The organism is Bifidobacterium sp. A11, from assembly GCF_000499185.1.
Taxonomy (GTDB): domain Bacteria; phylum Actinomycetota; class Actinomycetes; order Actinomycetales; family Bifidobacteriaceae; genus Bombiscardovia; species Bombiscardovia mizhiensis.
On the sequence record NZ_AWUO01000002.1, the window covers coordinates 127556 to 142639 of the forward strand.

Annotated in this window: 14 protein-coding genes; 7 read left to right on the forward strand and 7 right to left on the reverse strand. The window is 55.6% G+C overall.

Annotated features, from left to right (window positions below; genetic code table 11):
* Positions 1-11 precede the first annotated feature (11 nt).
* The 3 genes from P273_RS0103205 to P273_RS0103215 form a co-directional block, all read right to left on the reverse strand.
* Positions 12-851 (reverse strand): carbohydrate ABC transporter permease, encoded by an 840-nt coding sequence (locus P273_RS0103205; RefSeq protein WP_024627049.1) that lies wholly within the window; start codon positions 849-851, stop codon positions 12-14.
* On the reverse strand, positions 848-1585 hold the full coding sequence (locus tag P273_RS0103210; protein WP_216476351.1) for a carbohydrate ABC transporter permease: 738 nt from the start codon (positions 1583-1585) through the stop codon (positions 848-850). The genes P273_RS0103205 and P273_RS0103210 overlap by 4 nt, the downstream gene beginning before the upstream one ends.
* A 224-nt stretch (positions 1586-1809) precedes the next feature.
* Entirely contained in the window at positions 1810-3096 is a 1287-nt protein-coding gene (locus tag P273_RS0103215; RefSeq protein ID WP_024627051.1) for an ABC transporter substrate-binding protein, read from the reverse strand.
* A gap of 179 nt (positions 3097-3275) precedes the next feature.
* Between P273_RS0103215 and P273_RS0103220 the strand changes: the two genes are divergently transcribed.
* The 6 genes from P273_RS0103220 to P273_RS0103245 all read left to right on the forward strand — a co-directional run bounded on the left by P273_RS0103220 (position 3276) and on the right by P273_RS0103245 (position 10493).
* Complete coding sequence (locus P273_RS0103220; RefSeq protein WP_172637235.1) at positions 3276-4268, forward strand: LacI family DNA-binding transcriptional regulator; 993 nt, start codon at positions 3276-3278, stop codon at positions 4266-4268.
* 145 nt (positions 4269-4413) lie between these two features.
* Positions 4414-5508, forward strand: coding sequence for a LacI family DNA-binding transcriptional regulator (locus P273_RS0103225; protein WP_024627053.1), 1095 nt, complete (start codon positions 4414-4416; stop codon positions 5506-5508).
* 26 nt (positions 5509-5534) lie between these two features.
* Positions 5535-6494 (forward strand): ABC transporter substrate-binding protein, encoded by a 960-nt coding sequence (locus P273_RS0103230; protein ID WP_024627054.1) that lies wholly within the window; start codon positions 5535-5537, stop codon positions 6492-6494.
* A 2-nt stretch (positions 6495-6496) separates the two neighbouring features.
* Positions 6497-8014, forward strand: a complete 1518-nt coding sequence (locus tag P273_RS0103235) for a sugar ABC transporter ATP-binding protein (RefSeq protein WP_024627055.1) — start codon at positions 6497-6499, stop codon at positions 8012-8014.
* A 93-nt stretch (positions 8015-8107) separates the two neighbouring features.
* Positions 8108-9097, forward strand: a complete 990-nt coding sequence (locus tag P273_RS0103240) for an ABC transporter permease (RefSeq protein WP_029676084.1) — start codon at positions 8108-8110, stop codon at positions 9095-9097.
* Between the two features lie 13 nt (positions 9098-9110).
* On the forward strand, positions 9111-10493 hold the full coding sequence (locus P273_RS0103245; RefSeq protein ID WP_024627057.1) for a hypothetical protein: 1383 nt from the start codon (positions 9111-9113) through the stop codon (positions 10491-10493).
* 17 nt (positions 10494-10510) lie between these two features.
* On the opposite strand, the gene P273_RS0103250 is transcribed toward P273_RS0103245, so the two are convergent.
* Positions 10511-10921: a DUF4186 domain-containing protein gene (locus tag P273_RS0103250; RefSeq protein WP_029676085.1), complete on the reverse strand. Its 411-nt coding sequence runs from the start codon at positions 10919-10921 to the stop codon at positions 10511-10513.
* Positions 10922-11110: 189 nt separating this feature from the next.
* On the opposite strand from P273_RS0103250, the gene P273_RS0103255 reads away from it, so the two are divergent.
* The gene (locus P273_RS0103255) at positions 11111-12400 is read left to right on the forward strand and encodes a class I SAM-dependent methyltransferase (RefSeq protein ID WP_024627059.1); all 1290 of its coding nucleotides are present in this window, start codon (positions 11111-11113) and stop codon (positions 12398-12400) included.
* 73 nt (positions 12401-12473) lie between these two features.
* Here the strand turns inward: P273_RS0103255 and P273_RS0103260 are convergent, their stop codons facing one another.
* Genes P273_RS0103260 through P273_RS0103270 form a run of 3 tightly spaced genes read right to left on the reverse strand, consistent with a single transcriptional unit; the run spans position 12474 to position 15071 of the window.
* On the reverse strand, positions 12474-13025 hold the full coding sequence (locus P273_RS0103260; protein WP_024627060.1) for a hypothetical protein: 552 nt from the start codon (positions 13023-13025) through the stop codon (positions 12474-12476).
* A gap of 1 nt (position 13026) precedes the next feature.
* The gene (locus P273_RS0103265) at positions 13027-13860 is read right to left on the reverse strand and encodes an ABC transporter ATP-binding protein (protein WP_024627061.1); all 834 of its coding nucleotides are present in this window, start codon (positions 13858-13860) and stop codon (positions 13027-13029) included.
* A gap of 44 nt (positions 13861-13904) precedes the next feature.
* Positions 13905-15071, reverse strand: a complete 1167-nt coding sequence (locus P273_RS0103270) for an ABC transporter permease (protein ID WP_024627062.1) — start codon at positions 15069-15071, stop codon at positions 13905-13907.
* Positions 15072-15084: the final 13 nt, after the last annotated feature.

Here is a 15084-nt window from a genome sequence, read left to right on the forward strand (position 1 = left end):
TCCCAGTGCCTTTACCCACGGACCGCTCCGGCCACCATGCCGGAAATAACCTGTCTGTTCAGGAAGAAGTAGAGTATAAGGGTCGGAATCATAGACACGACTATTGCTGAGTATGTGGCTCCCAGGTCGGTCTGTCCATACATACCGACAAAGTCGTTCAAACCTATCGGGAGAGTTTTCATATCGCTGCGAACCATAAAGGTGTTGGCAAATACGAATTCATTCCAGATGAAGACGAAGTTGTAGGTCGCCACAGTCACAGTGGTGTTGCGGGAAAGCGGCATGACGATCTTCGAAAAGATCTGCCAGGTTCCGGCTCCATCTATACGAGCGGCCTCCAACAACGAATCCGGTATCTCCTTCATGAATCCTGCGTACAGATAGACGCACATCGGCAGATTGAAAGCCAATTGCGGAATGATAAGGGCCAGATAGGTGTCCGTAATGCCGATTTTGTTAAACACTTCGAACAGAGGCAGCAAAGCTGCAAATGAAGGCACCAGAAGTCCTACCAGCAAATAGGAAAGCACCTTATCCGCACCCCGGAACCGCAACTTTTCAATGGCAAACGCCGCAGGGGCTCCGACCATGACGGTGACCAGAATGGTCAGCACGGCGACGATCGTGCTGTTAATCAAATATCGCAGTAGACCCGATGTGGCAAAGGCTCTCACGTAATTACCCAGATACAGACCCTTAGGCAGTTGATAAGCCAAGGTATCTGCGAGCTCATCGGGGCTTTTCAACGAAGAGAGTGTGACCCAAAGAATCGGGTATATCTGCACCAGAACGAAAACTGCGATAATCGCATATACCAATCCCCTGGTTTTCCTGCCTGGCTTCGTAGTCATGCTTTGTCCCCTTTCCCAAACAGGCGGCGCAGAATAAGAAGCGTTACCAGGCACTCCACCGCTAGGAAGATGCTGATGGCGCTACCGTAGCCAAAATTCCCGGATATGAAGATTGTCTTGTACAGGTAGGTAGACACCAGCTCGCTGGACGAACCGGGACCACCTCCAGTAAGCACATAGGAGACATCGAACCCCTTCAAGCATCCAGAAACCAGCATCACCAACGTCACCTCCAAGACCGCCCTGATTAGAGGCACCCTTATGTAGATGAGCTGTTGCCACCAATTGCAGCCGTCAATCAATGCCGCTTCGAGCACTTCGGCATCGACTGACTCCAGAGCTGCATAGTAGATGACCATGTATATGCCGGCGAACTTATAGGCATCTATGAGCGTCACCAACACCAAGGCCCAGTGAGGATCCGAGAGCAAAGCGTGAGGGGCCAGCCCGAACAGGCTGCCTACCGCCGGAACGACCCCCGGCGGATTGACAGCTAGCATCTGGGCGAAGATCTGGCTGATAGCAACTGAGGAAATGACGCACGGAATGAAATAGACCGTTCTGATGATGGTCCGAAATCGGTCAATGCACAAGACCAACAGGGCCATCACCAAGCCCATAAGCATCTGAACGCAGGTACCCAGAAGGGTGAAGAAAATGGTGTTGAGGAAAGCCGCGCGGAACACCTTATCGGTCAGCATCAGTTTGAAATTCGCTAGGCCAGAGAATCGCATGGCTCCTATCCCATTCCAGTCAAACAGACTTGCGCCGAACGACCAGACAATAGGGACAACCACTATGAGCGTAAAGATGATGACCGCAGGCAGGTAATAGGGCCACGCGGCTCCCGAACTGATGGCCCTGTTGCCCCTGGACGGATGACCTGGCCAGGACCTCCTCCGACGCACCATCTGTGGCGGGATGGAATCCGCTGGATTAGATCTTTCCATATCTGCCTTCACTTGGCCTTGTTATATTGAGCGATGGCTTTGTCGACGTTGGCTGCAAACTCATGCGTTGAGGTATTGTCCACTAGCAGGCTTTGGCACTGTCGTCCAAGTACACTGACCGTATTGGCATCAAGTTGTACGTCCCAGACTTGCGCATAGTCGTTGACCTTGGCTATGTCGGACAGGACGTCCTGATATATGCGGGGGGACTTGACGCTGCCCTTGGGCTTGACTGAAGGGATGACCCGATAATCATTCAAAGCCACGTCGCCATATTTATTGAAAAGATATTTGAGGAAATCCTTCAGCTGAGGGGTCAGCTTGCCTTTACTGACGGCCGTGCCTATACCCGAGTTAGCGAAGAAGTCCGTGGGTGCAGTCTTGTCCCCCTTACCAAGCATAGGTAGACGGAAATAGCCGATATCCGATTTCAGATTGCCGGAATCGTCAACGTAGGACGGGAGGTTCCAAGTACCGTCATACGTTATCGCAGCACGCTTGCTCTTGAACAGATTCAAGGTAGCGGTGGCATCCGAATTTGTGAAGCCAGGCTGGAAATATGTAGACATTTTTTGCAAGAAGGCAATTCCTGCTTGACCAGTCGGACTGGCCATAGACTCCTTTCCAACCTTGAGCTTGGTGAGGAACTCATTGCCAGTTTCCCTGTACGGAATCATCCCCAGGAACCTATAAAAAGGCCACTGGTCCTTACCATCAAGAGCGATCGGAATAACGCCGGTATCCTTGAGCTTCTGAAGATCTGCTAACAGCTCGTCGAAGGTCTTAGGCTCCTCCGTAATACCTGCTTTTCGGAAGGCATCTTTGTTGTACCAAAAGTACTCTGCATTGGCATTGAAAGTCATTAAATGTAGGCTGCCGTCAGCCATTGTCGGGTATTTGGTGGATATCTTATAAAAGCGGTTGGTTACGCCAATGTCCTTGTAGAGTTTTCCAATATCTTCAGCACGACCGTCCTTGACAAGCTTGGTAAAGTACGGGTCGGGATCGGCGTCCCATAACTCCGGCAAACGGTTACTGGATGCCAGCACTTTCAACTTTTGGTTATATGACGGCCGATCAGAAATATTCTGAAACTCCAACTTGAAACCCTGATGCGACTTCGCGTACTCATCAGCGATTTGTTTGATTGCTTTTATGCTTCCTTCGCTGGCGGGCCTCGCACTGAGCCAAGTAATAGTACCCGACTGTTGCGAAGAACCGCACCCCCCGAAACCGAATAAGGACAGGACAGCCACTGCACAGGTGCATGCCCTCTTGGCGAACGATAGTTTCATGGTCTCTCCTTCATTGGACGTAACCAACGCCACCTCATAGTGACATATGTCAACGTTGTCTGACAACGTTGACATATGTAAAACTATACTAATTACAGACCGTTGTCAATTCACGGGGGACAATGCTAGATATGACACAGAACAGTGGCAATGCGAACAGCCACCCCACGATCAAGGACGTGGCGGCCCTTGCACAAGTCGCGCCAAAGACGGTATCCCGCGTGATCAATGAAGAGCCCTATGTATCTTCGACAACCAAGGAGCGAGTCCTTTCGGCCATTCAGGAACTGCACTATCGGCCCGACGTGCATGCAGCCGATCTGAAACGTGGCAAAAGCCACAGCAGAACCCTCGGTGTTCTGCTGGGAGCCAGACCCAATCCCTTCTCCTCATCGGTGCACTGGTCCATTGACAGCGTCGCCGTGCAGCACTCCAGCCTGGTTCTGGCCTCGGCACTGACCGGAAATCAAGACAGGGACTCCAATACCGTGGATGAAATGCTGAGCCGGCGGATAGACGGACTGATCCTGGTCACAGCCGCCAGCTCACAGGACTACCTAATTCCCGAAATGCGTCGTGGACTGGCCGTCGTCTTTGCTGACAGCACTTCTATGGGATTACCTTCAGATACCGTCATGTCTGACAACTATGCCGGTGCAATCAGTGGAACCCGAGCGCTTTTATCCATTGGGCACAGGAACATGGCCTACCTAGGGGCCAAGAAAAACGTGTATACCGTAAGCCAACGAAGAAAAGGCTTCCTCGCTGCCATCAAGGAGAGCTACCTGCCGATGGACAATATTGACCTCGTTGACGACATGGATGAACGCAAAGCATACACCGTCACATGCAGACTGTTAGACCGGGCACGAGCCAAACGGCCTACCGCGATCTTTGCAGGACAGAACCTTATCGCCCGAGGTGTGATTCGCGCCCTAAGAACAAGAGGATTGGAAAAGAGCATAGCAATCATCAGCTTCGATGACGCCGATATGTTTGACATGCTTGATCCCGGAATCACGGTCATCAAGCAGAATCCTGAGAACATCGGCCGAATAGCCGCAAACATGGCATTCGAACGCATCGATGGCTTAACTGCCGAACCTCGCCACATCCTGCTTCCTACTGAATTGATCGCCAGAGGTTCAGGCGAGATACCCCCGAGCCAGTAAATAACTTCGTTAACAGCAAAAGGCTACAGGGCCCAGCACCATTAGAAAGATGCCATCATCGCCCATCGCCTCCAGATATAACTTGACCCGACAAAATTAACCTGATAGTATTCTTGTATTGCTAATAATAAACGTTTAGGATTCGATGATGAAACACACTGGCGTTACCTTGAAGGACATTGCGGACGAGCTGAACCTTTCCGTGTATGCCGTGTCAAGGGCCATCAACGACCTAAGCGGGGTCTCCAAAACCACACGTGCCGCCGTACTGAAAGTCGCTAAAGAAAAGGGCTACATTCCCAACGTCAATGCCAGGGATCTGCGCAAGGGACTTCACCACTCAGTCAGTCTCCTTACAGCAGGAATGTCAAATCCCTACTATCTGGATCTGATTAGCGGAATCGAAAGCATATTCCAAATACGGGGCGAAAACCTGCTCATATCAGACATCGCCATTGACGGCCACTACTCAGAGTCCGCCGAGAGCCTGCTGCTCCAGCATGTCTTGGAAACGCGACCCGGAGGGATAATATCAACCCTGGGACTGAGCGACTCATCCCGGCAGCGGCTGCGGGAGTGGAAGATGCCTGTAGTCTTCGTCGATTCGACTCCTGGATCAACTCACGAGGACTTCTCCTATGTCACAACAGATAACAAGGATGCCTCGAACAAACTGGGGAGCCATCTGGCGGGGCATCACTTCAAACGATGGTTGTTGGTCATCTACCCATCAGTCTGGAATAGCCGATATATCAGAGAATCAGGACTCCGCCAAGCAGCTGCGCGATGCGGAGCCGCCATCCGTGTTCTAGAATGCGGCAACGATCAGTTCTCCACACGGAAAGCACTCGACGGGTTTTTGGATCATGACAAATTCCAGCCCGATGTCATTATCGCCGGCAACAACCCAATACTGCTGGGGATCATGACTGCCTTGCAGGCAAGGGCAATTGAAGTTCCCGACGATTTGGCGCTAGTGGCGTTTGACGACTTCATATGGTCCGATCTGCTAAAACCGCGCATCACCCTGGTTGCGGAAGACAGCTATGGAATCGGCGCCAAGGCCGCTGAACACATTCTTGCACTGATTGATCAGAAACAAGACAGAAAAGGAGGTGACGACGATTCGAAACCGGATGGGAAACCACAAATGACAATGGGGCCCATCCATCAAACGATTGAAGCATCACTGAAGATCAGAGAATCGTGCGGTTGCAGGTATCCAACGGGGGCTGCCTGACCGTTTTGCGAAAGGTAAATTAAATTATGAGATCCAAGAAAATCATCACTGCGATGGTGGCAATTCTGGCCGCATCGCTCGCTCTAACCGGCTGCAGCAATGGCGACGAAGACAGACAGTCTGCACCAAAACGCACAGAAATCAAAAGCATTGGCCTGATGGTCCAAGATATGTCAAATCCCTTCTTCTCCTCCATGGACAAGGAAGCAAAAAAGGAGGCAAAACGAATCGGGGCACGTCTGAACGTTCAGGATGCCCAACTCGATTTGGCTACCCAAGATAACCAAATCTCTGCTTTCATCGAGCAGAACGTGGATCTGATTATCGTATCCGCCGTCGATGAAAGCGGCCTGCAACCGGCAATCAAGAGAGCTAGAGACGCGGGCATAATCGTTGTGGCTGTTGACACCCCAGCCAAAGGAGCTGATGCAATCGTGACAACCGATGGCGTACAGGCTGGGCAACTTTCCTGCTCTTACCTCTCAGAGAAGCTGGGAGGTAAAGGTAACATCCTAATCGTTGATGGAACACCCATTCAAACCATCACTGATAGGATCAAAGGCTGCAAGCAAGCGCTCAAGAAATACCCTGGAATCAAAGTGGTAGCCCAGCAGGCCTCAAAGAACGACAGAGCCACAGGGTTGACAGTGACCACTGATATGCTCACCGCCAACAAGGACGTGCAGGGCATCTTCGGCATGAACGACCCCTCTGCCCTCGGGGCAGCCCTGGCTGTGGAACAAGCCGGGCGGCAGGACCAGATCATCGTCACAGGCATCGATGCCAGCCCACAAGGAGTGGACGAGCTCAAGCGGGCAGGTTCGCCTTTCATCGGTGCAGCAACCCAGAATCCAAGGGCCATGGTTGATCAGGCCGTGAAGTTCGCCCAGGACAAGGTCAAAGGAAAGACGCCCAAGAAAACGACCATCCTGATTCCCAGCGAAATGATCACTCGCGATAACGTCAACAAGTACAAAGGGTGGTGAGCATGTCTGAGAATAAAGCCGCCTTGTTAGAGCTGCGGAACATCTGCAAGAGCTTTTCGGGTGTAACAGTCCTTGATAATGTCAGCCTAAACCTTTATGACCATGAGGTTCTGGCTCTTATGGGCGAAAACGGAGCAGGAAAATCGACACTGATGAACATCCTGTCAGGCAACCTTAGTCTCGATTCCGGCTCCATTGCCATCGAAGGCGAGCCTGTTGAAATCCGAACCCCCAAGCAGGCAACGGATCAAGGTATTGCCATCATCCATCAGGAGCTCAACGTCGTGCCAACCATGACTGTCGCCGAAAACCTGGCCTTGGGTCAAGAGCCAAAGAAGCGGTACGGTCTGATAGACAAAAAGCGCCTCAAGGATGAAGCCAGAAGCAAGCTTGAGGTCATCAAGGCGGACATCGATCCAAATACGGAGTTGGGCAAACTAGGCGTCGGCGAACAGCAAATGGTCGAAATAGCCAAGGCCCTCGCCCAGAAGGCCCGAATACTCATTCTGGATGAGCCCACTGCTTCCCTATCGAAAGCCGAATCGGAGCAGCTGTTCACCCTGATCAGCACCCTTCGCGACGAGGGCACTGGACTGATCTACATCTCACACCGCATGGAGGAGGTCTGGCGTCTGGCTGATCGGATTACCGTGCTCCGCGATGGCCAGACTGTGTTGACCGACAAGCTCTCCCAGGTCGACCAATCTCAGGTCGTATCCAAAATGGTCGGCAGAAAGGTTGAAAAACTCTATGAGCACGATGCCCGGCAGAAAGGTGCCGAGGTTCTGAGGGTCGAAAATCTCAGAATCAAGGAAGACGACCAGCCCGTATCATTCAGCGTCCACGCCGGCGAAGTTGTGGGCATGTCCGGGCTGGTCGGCGCCGGAAGGACAGAAATGGCGCGTGCCATAATTGGCGCCGACCGCTGCGCCTCCATCAGCGTCCAGCTTCAGGGGAACAAGGTTCTTTTCCACTCTCCGAAATCAGCAATTAATCATGGAGTAGCCTACCTGCCGGAGAGCCGAAAGACCCAGAGCATCTTCCCCGTCATGAGCGTCGAAGAAAATATCGCCATCTCATCACTGGATCAGTTCCAATATCTGCATCTTCTACGCAAGGGCAAGATGCGGGCATCCGTCCGGAACATCATGCAGGAGGTCAACATCGACCAGACCATGGAGCATACCGAGATCAACAATTTGTCCGGCGGCAATCAGCAGAAGGCCGTTCTAGCCCGATGGCTACTCAAGCAATCGGACTTGCTCATCCTTGACGAGCCGACCCGTGGAGTCGATGTGGGCGCCAAGCAAGAGATATATGGCTTGATCAATTCCCTCGCAAAAGCAGGGAAGGCAATCCTGATGATTTCCTCTGATCTGCCTGAGGTATTGGGAGTCAGTGATCGGATTCTGGTAGTCCGGCAGAACGAGGTGGTAGCCAACATCCCGGCCACAGAAGCGACTGAGGAAAACGTAATGTCATATGCCACCGGTGTGAGCAAACCGCAGCTGCTCGGCTGATTCATAAGACAGCAAACACATGGTTCCGCTCCACCGTCCGTATGCATCGTCCGGGAAGCCGGCAACCGTAACTTGAAACATGAAAGAAGCATCATGAAAGGCAAAAACGTCAATATTGCGGCAATCTGGGAGAAGGTTGGCATGCCCTTCGTCCTTTTGTTGCTCATACTCTTCATGCTGGTAAAGGCACCGAATTTCGGCACGTTGAGCAATTTGTTCAACGTAGCCAGGGCCATATCCATCAACGCCATTCTGGCGGCAGGCATGACGCTGGTGATTATTACGGCCGGCATCGACCTGTCTGTGGGATCGACAATCGCTGTCAGCGGATGTGTGGCTGTACTGGCAGCCCGCTCAGGCATGAATCCTTTGATTGCCGTATCCCTTGGCATCATCGTTGGGGCAATAGCGGGACTCGTCAATGGATTGCTTATTGCCTATTGCAACCTGGCCGCTTTCATCGTCACTCTCGGGACTATGACATTCCTGAGAGGACTGGCATACACGATCACCGGCGGACTGCCGATCGTTGACAATAATCTGTCTTTTAGAGCGATCGGCAATGGGTACATCTGGCACATACCGATCCCCTTCATCATCATGGTCGTCGTATATCTGGTCATGTGGGTGGTTCTGGACAAAACCCGGTATGGAGCTCATGTCTACGCAGTAGGAGGCAATCCAGAAGCCGCCCGTCTGGCAGGCATCAATGTCAAGTCAGTCCTTATGTCCGTCTACCTGATCGCCGGGCTATGCGCCGGTCTGGCAGGCTGCATTTTCGCCGCCAGGGTCGTATCGGCACAGCCGACGGCTGGCAATGGCTATGAAATGGATGCCATCGCTGCAACGGTACTCGGCGGCACCTCGCTTGCTGGAGGCAAAGGACGCATATCAGGCACTGTCATCGGTTCAGTCATCTTCGGAGTCTTAACAACCGGTCTCGTGCTGATGAATGTGCCATTCTTCACTCAGCAGCTGATCAAAGGCGTAGTCATCATCATTGCAGTCCTGATCGATGGAATGAAACAGAATTCCTTCTCATTCTCCTTCCTGAGGAGAAGAGCGGCCAGCATAGACGCATAAGGAGGCAACAGCCATGAACATATCCGCAAGCTATCGGATTCATTATTCCGGACCAGCACACTCGGGCCCCAGACCGATTCGCATACGTCTGCCTAGCTCAATCAACCAGCCGATTCTGACTGCCCAAGTCGAGCAAGAAGGTGCCGTCCCCTTTCAACGCCTGGCTGGGGAGAGCACACCCGAAAAATCGGTCTATCTGGGCATAGTAGAACCGCATGACGGCCAAATTATAGTCTTTGACGATTCATCGTCTGAAGCCACCGGAGGTATCAAGTCATTACATTCAGTTCACGAGCGTGATGCCGTATGCAGACTGGATACTGGATACTTCGACCTCGAACTGTGCAGAGGTACAGGATCGGGAGAAGGCGCATCCAAGTGGGGAATTCGTCACTTTATGAGCAAGGAGGAGCAAGTCGACCTGCTTAAGAGCGGCAACAACGCCATGGGCGGTTTCTATGGGCCATTCTTCACCCCGGAAAATGGGCTCATCAACCCGCCCGAACATGTGGTGGCAAACGTAACGGTTGAGGAATGCGGACCGGTCATGCACCGCTATTTGCTGAGCGGACGCATTCCGGATGGTCTCCGTCCAGAGCTGCGTGGCAAGTCCTTCTCGGTCGAATTTACTTTCTACCGTGATGTCGACTTTTTCGACCGCCGATACCAGGTGGATCACTTCGAAACCGAGGTCAACGGCCGCTGTGCTTTGGATCGCATCACCGTTGGGGATGAGTTTGAAGGCGGCGAAGGAGGACTGGTCTTTGACCGCTTTGATTCCTATAACCGCTCCCCCTACAGAGAAGGCGACCCCTATGCAACTCTGTTGAAGCAAGAGGTGGCTTCCATCATCAACGAGGCCAAGAACCCGGAAAACCACCAGGAAGAACCAGAAAGATTCGCATACTTCCGCAATCTTCTGGACAGGGATTTAACCAAGGCACACTGGGATTTGTACTGGCGGCTGTTCTCATACTGGGAGCACGCTCTCATCGATGTGCAGATTCGAGAGCATCTGGCTCAGGTGACCGACCAGGCACACGTGGCCGCCGATGCGAATGAACGTCCATGGCACATGCCAAGTCAGGCAATTGATGTCTCATCCCTGCAAGACCAAACCATCTTCCCCGGGGCCGCTGATTGCACTGCAGAATTCAACACCAGCAATGGGCGATGCATGATCTGGCTGACATCACAACCATCAGGCGGTTTTCAGATCGTCCAACGGCCACAATCTGGCTGGGTTAACTGGGGAACCAATACAGAGAACGAATCTCCAGCCCTGCCCGTAGGTACTCGGATCCGCACCATCTATGGTAACTATGCTCAATCTTGGCGGGAAAGAGCTGATTTGGAGACTCAGACAAACATACAAGTCCAGAAGGAAGCCTCCTGACTAAATCATCCGGTCCGTCAGGCCGGACGGACCGGATGATTGACCAAATCCCGCTCTATCCAGGCCATGACCAGTCTGGCTAGGGCATCCACCTCGGCATCGGTAAGAGCACGGCCACGCGGGATGTGATGCCAGCGCTCGATGCATCCGCGGCAGCAGGTGGCCGTGGCATGCTGGGCCGTGAAAACCGGATGCCCGCGGTAGGGGGTCTGCTTGCCGTCCTTCAAAGGGCGGGCAGGCCCCACACGCTTGGCCAGCATCTCATGGGCGTGGCGGTCGATGGTATCCCTGCCCTTGGCACGGGCGTAGGCTCGATCCTTGGCCGATAAAGAGAATCCAGCGCGGAAGCGCGAATGCCCCAACCTGGCAAGCGTGTCCTGAATCCAGGCCTCATCTGCCCGGGCCGACACTGATCCGCTGCTGGTCATTTCCTGCTCGCCTCCATGTTCAGCCTTACCAAAGAGTCTGTACCCAGGCAAGGTTTCCCATGCGGAATAATTCACCGAACATGACAGCGATAGGGACCAGTGTCAGGGGTAGGGTGAAGACAGTACTTGTATCCACTAACTACCAGACCCGCCATGTTCGGTCATGTCCGGGTCACACAAGGGGGCTTCATGGCCAAAAGCAAGATGACTGTAGCCGAGATGATCGGGCTCTTCCTCACCCCTGACGCGCCTGTGCAGGTGACCGCCTTCGACGGGTCGGTCTTCGGGCAGGACCAGGCACCGCTGCATCTGGAAGTCAAGAATTCCCGTGCCATGTACTACATCACGGAAAATCCCAACGACCTTGGTCTGGCCCGCGCCTACCTGCAGGGTGATCTGGATTCTCCCGAGCTGCTGCCAGGCAACCCCTACCAGGTTCTCAAGGAACTGATGGGCCTTAAGCACTTCGTCAAGCACCCCAGCAAGATGGAGCTGGCACGGGCAGCTGCGGCCGTCTTCTCACACGGGGTGCGCGTGCCCGAGCCGCCGGCCATCGAAGGGCCATCCCTGGCCAAGCGACTGACCGAGGGCATCCGCCCCCACACCCGTCGGGGCGACGCAGCCACCGTCAGCTACCACTACGACCAGTCCAACGACTTCTACCGGCTCTTCCTGGGTTCCTCCATGACCTACACCTGCGCCGTCTTCGAGAAGGCCGACGGCAGCCTGGAGGATGCTCAGTGGCATAAGCTCAACATGGTTCTGGACAAGATGCACCTGAACAAGGGCGACCGTCTGCTGGACGTGGGCTGCGGCTGGGGCTCCATGGAGATCGCGGCCGCCCGCCGCGGCATCCACGTCATCGGCGTGACCCTGGCTGAGGAACAAGTCGAGTGGGCCCAGAATTGGATCCGCCAGGAGGGACTGCAGGATCTGGCCGAGGTCAGGCTGATGGACTACCGCGACGTCCCCGAGTCCGGCTTCGACGGAATCTGCTCCATCGGCATGATGGAGCACGTGGGCTACAAGCAGTACCCCTCCTACTTCAAGGAGATGATGGACAAGCTGCGTCCGGGCGGCATCCTGCTCAACCACCAGATCACCCGCACCAACTCCCACGACCACAAGCGGGCCGGCGGCTTCATCGACCGCTACATCTTCCCCGACGGCGAGCTGGCCAGCCCGGCCGAGATCGAACTGGCCATCCAGGACACTGGCTTCGAGGTCATCACCCAGGAGAATCTGCGTCAGCACTATGCGCTGACCCTCAAGCACTGGACCGAGAACCTCCAGGAGCATTGGGATCAGGCCAAGCCCATGGTGGGGGCGCCCAAGGCGAGGCTCTGGGGCCTGTACATGGCCGGCGCGCGGCTCAACTTCGAGCTCGACAACATTCAGATACACCAGTTCCAGTGCATCAAGCCCGATCCCGAGACCGGCACGGACACCTATCCGCTGCGGCCCTGGTGGGATCGGTAGTATAAAGGCCTGAAAAGGGGCGAGGAGTTGAATCCTCGCCCCTTTTTGTTTCCGTCACCGTACAGCCCAGTTTTCAGGACGACCTATCCGCCGAAGCCTCCAGCCGGGCCAAATCCAGGGCCTTATTGAAGGCGTCCGAGGTCCAGCTGGCCCCAGCCACCTTCTGCACCTTGAGGTCCTTGAGCGGGCGTCCTTGGACTACACCAGGCACAGCCTGAGCGAAGCGTTCCATGTGACCGCGTGAAATGGGCGAGTCCGAATGCCCCTGGACCTGGACCCGGGTCACCTGGCCTCCGGACAGGTCCAGATCCACATCAATACTGTCAGCCCCGTCATGCCCGTACTTGCCCGTCAGGGCGTAGGTGCCGTCATGATAGTTGCCCGTATCAGCAGGAGCGGTCGGCAGTCCATCGCGGGAGACGGCCGTGGGCTTGCCCTCGCCCGCCTCACCTGATCCTTCCGCTGACCCTGGAGCAGAGCTGGACTCGGCGCTCGATCCTGCGAACTCGTCATCCATGGGCTTGGCCTGTTGGCTTCCACAACCGCCTAGGAGAGAACCGACCGCCACCAGGGTCGCCAACGTTGCCGAGGCTGTAACCAGCCCCCGAGACTTGCTTGTGGCCATCTCAGCGTCCTCCTTCTGACTTAGCGGCCGATCCCGATCCCGGCAGAGACCCACCTGTCTTGGCCATCTTAGTGGGGTCATGGAAGCCCACGGGAATATCCTGGTCCCCGGTGTCGCCAGGAGCGCCACTGAAGGCTGGTCGACCTCCAGCTGCCAGGTAGGCCCGCTTGGCCTCCTCATCATTCCACTGCTCGCCGGCCAGCACACCGTGGTTGAGCATGATCTCGCGCTGGGCGCATGAGGCCACCAGGGCATCGTGGGTGACCACAATCAGGGAGGTTCCCTGGTCATGCAGTTGCCGGAAGAGGTCCAGTACGATCCGCTCATTGGCCTCGTCCAGGTTGCCAGTGGGCTCGTCAGCAAGGATCAGCTTGGGCTCGTTGATCAGCGCCCGGGCCACGCAGACCCGCTGCTGCTCGCCGCCCGAAAGCTGGCTGGGCAGATGGCGGGCTCGATCCGCCAGACCCACCCGATCCAGGGCCTTCATGGCCTGGTCCTCATCCACCACCGAGTGGTAGTACTGGGCCACCATGACGTTCTCCAGGGCGGTCAGATGCGGAACCAAGTAGAACTTCTGGAAGACCAGGCCGATCACGTTCTTGCGCACATCGGCCAGCTGGGACTGGCTCAGATCCTCCAGCGGCCGCCCCTGCAGACGGACCGAGCCCCGGCTGGGCGTGTCCATGCAACCCAGAATGTTCATCAGTGTGGTCTTGCCTGAGCCGGAGGACCCCACCACAGCCAGCCACTGGCCCTGCGGGACGCTCAGATTCAGATCATCCAGGGCGTGCAGATCGCCGTAGATCTTGGATACATGGTCCAGATCCAGCAGCATGCCGCCACCTGACTGGCCCTCGCTCGCCTTTGCCTGCGTCATTGTCATTCCTCCCTCAAAACCAGGGCCGGGTCGATACGCGAAGCCCGGAGAACCGGCCGGATGGATGCGATCATGGATATGGCCACGCTCAGCAGGACCGTGCCCAGGGCCAGCCACCAGTTGAAGCCCAGCGGCCGCTGGAAGACGGACAGGCAGAGTAGCCGGGCAAAGCCATAGCCCAGAGCGGTGCCAATCAGGCCTCCAGCCAATCCGTAGCAGGCCGACTCAGCCAAAAACTCCATGGCTATCCCCCGCGATGAGGCACCCAAGGCCTTGCGCAGGCCGATCTCGCTGCGTCGCTGGGAGACGATGGATGCCATGGTAGTCCCCACGCCCACAAAGGTCAGGACCAGCACCACCACCGAAACCAGCCAGAAGAGCGACTGGAGCATGGCGATGGTATGGCTGTCACCCGCTGTGATCCTGGTGACCGGTCGGGCCTTGACCCCCATGGAGGTCATATCGTTGATGCTGGCAGCGATGGTCTTCAGCCCCGAAGTCATGGTGTTGACCGAGTATTCGATGACATCGGTTCCTCGCTTGGCCCCGGTCAGGAGCTCCAGGTCAGCCAGGTCGGCGTAAATGATCCGATCTTCAGAACCGCCAGTATCGACAATGCCTCCCACACGAAAGTCACGACCCTGCTCCCCGGTCTTACCTGTTGCGGTGACCTTTCCAGCGGGGTAACCAATAGTTATCTGCTTGCCGGTGGTCAGCCCCAGTGAATCTGCCAGATCCCGCCCCACCATGACTGAACCGGACTGCGGCCAGGATCCCTCAACACTCCAGTGACGGTTGAGCTGACGCACCTGGTCGGGGTGGATGCCGGCCATCTCACGGGCCCCGGCATTGACCTGCACCGTCTCATATCGATAGGTGGCGTACCGGGCCGGGGCCTTGGCAGTCACCATGTGGGTGGTGTGATCCACCATGCCCTGTTCGATGCCGGAGCCGGACCGGTTGCCCCCCTGAATGGGCGAGACGACCAGATTGGCCCCGTAGGAGCGCATCTCCTGGTTGATCTGCCTGGGAGCCTCAATGCAGACCGCCGCCAGGCAGAAGAGGGTGGCCGCCCCCACCAGGGAGGCCACCACGGCCATCAGGGCCCGGCCCCGACGACGGAAGACGGCCCCAAAGAGCATGGTCAGGAACATGCGGGTATTGGTCATATGGCTTGTATGG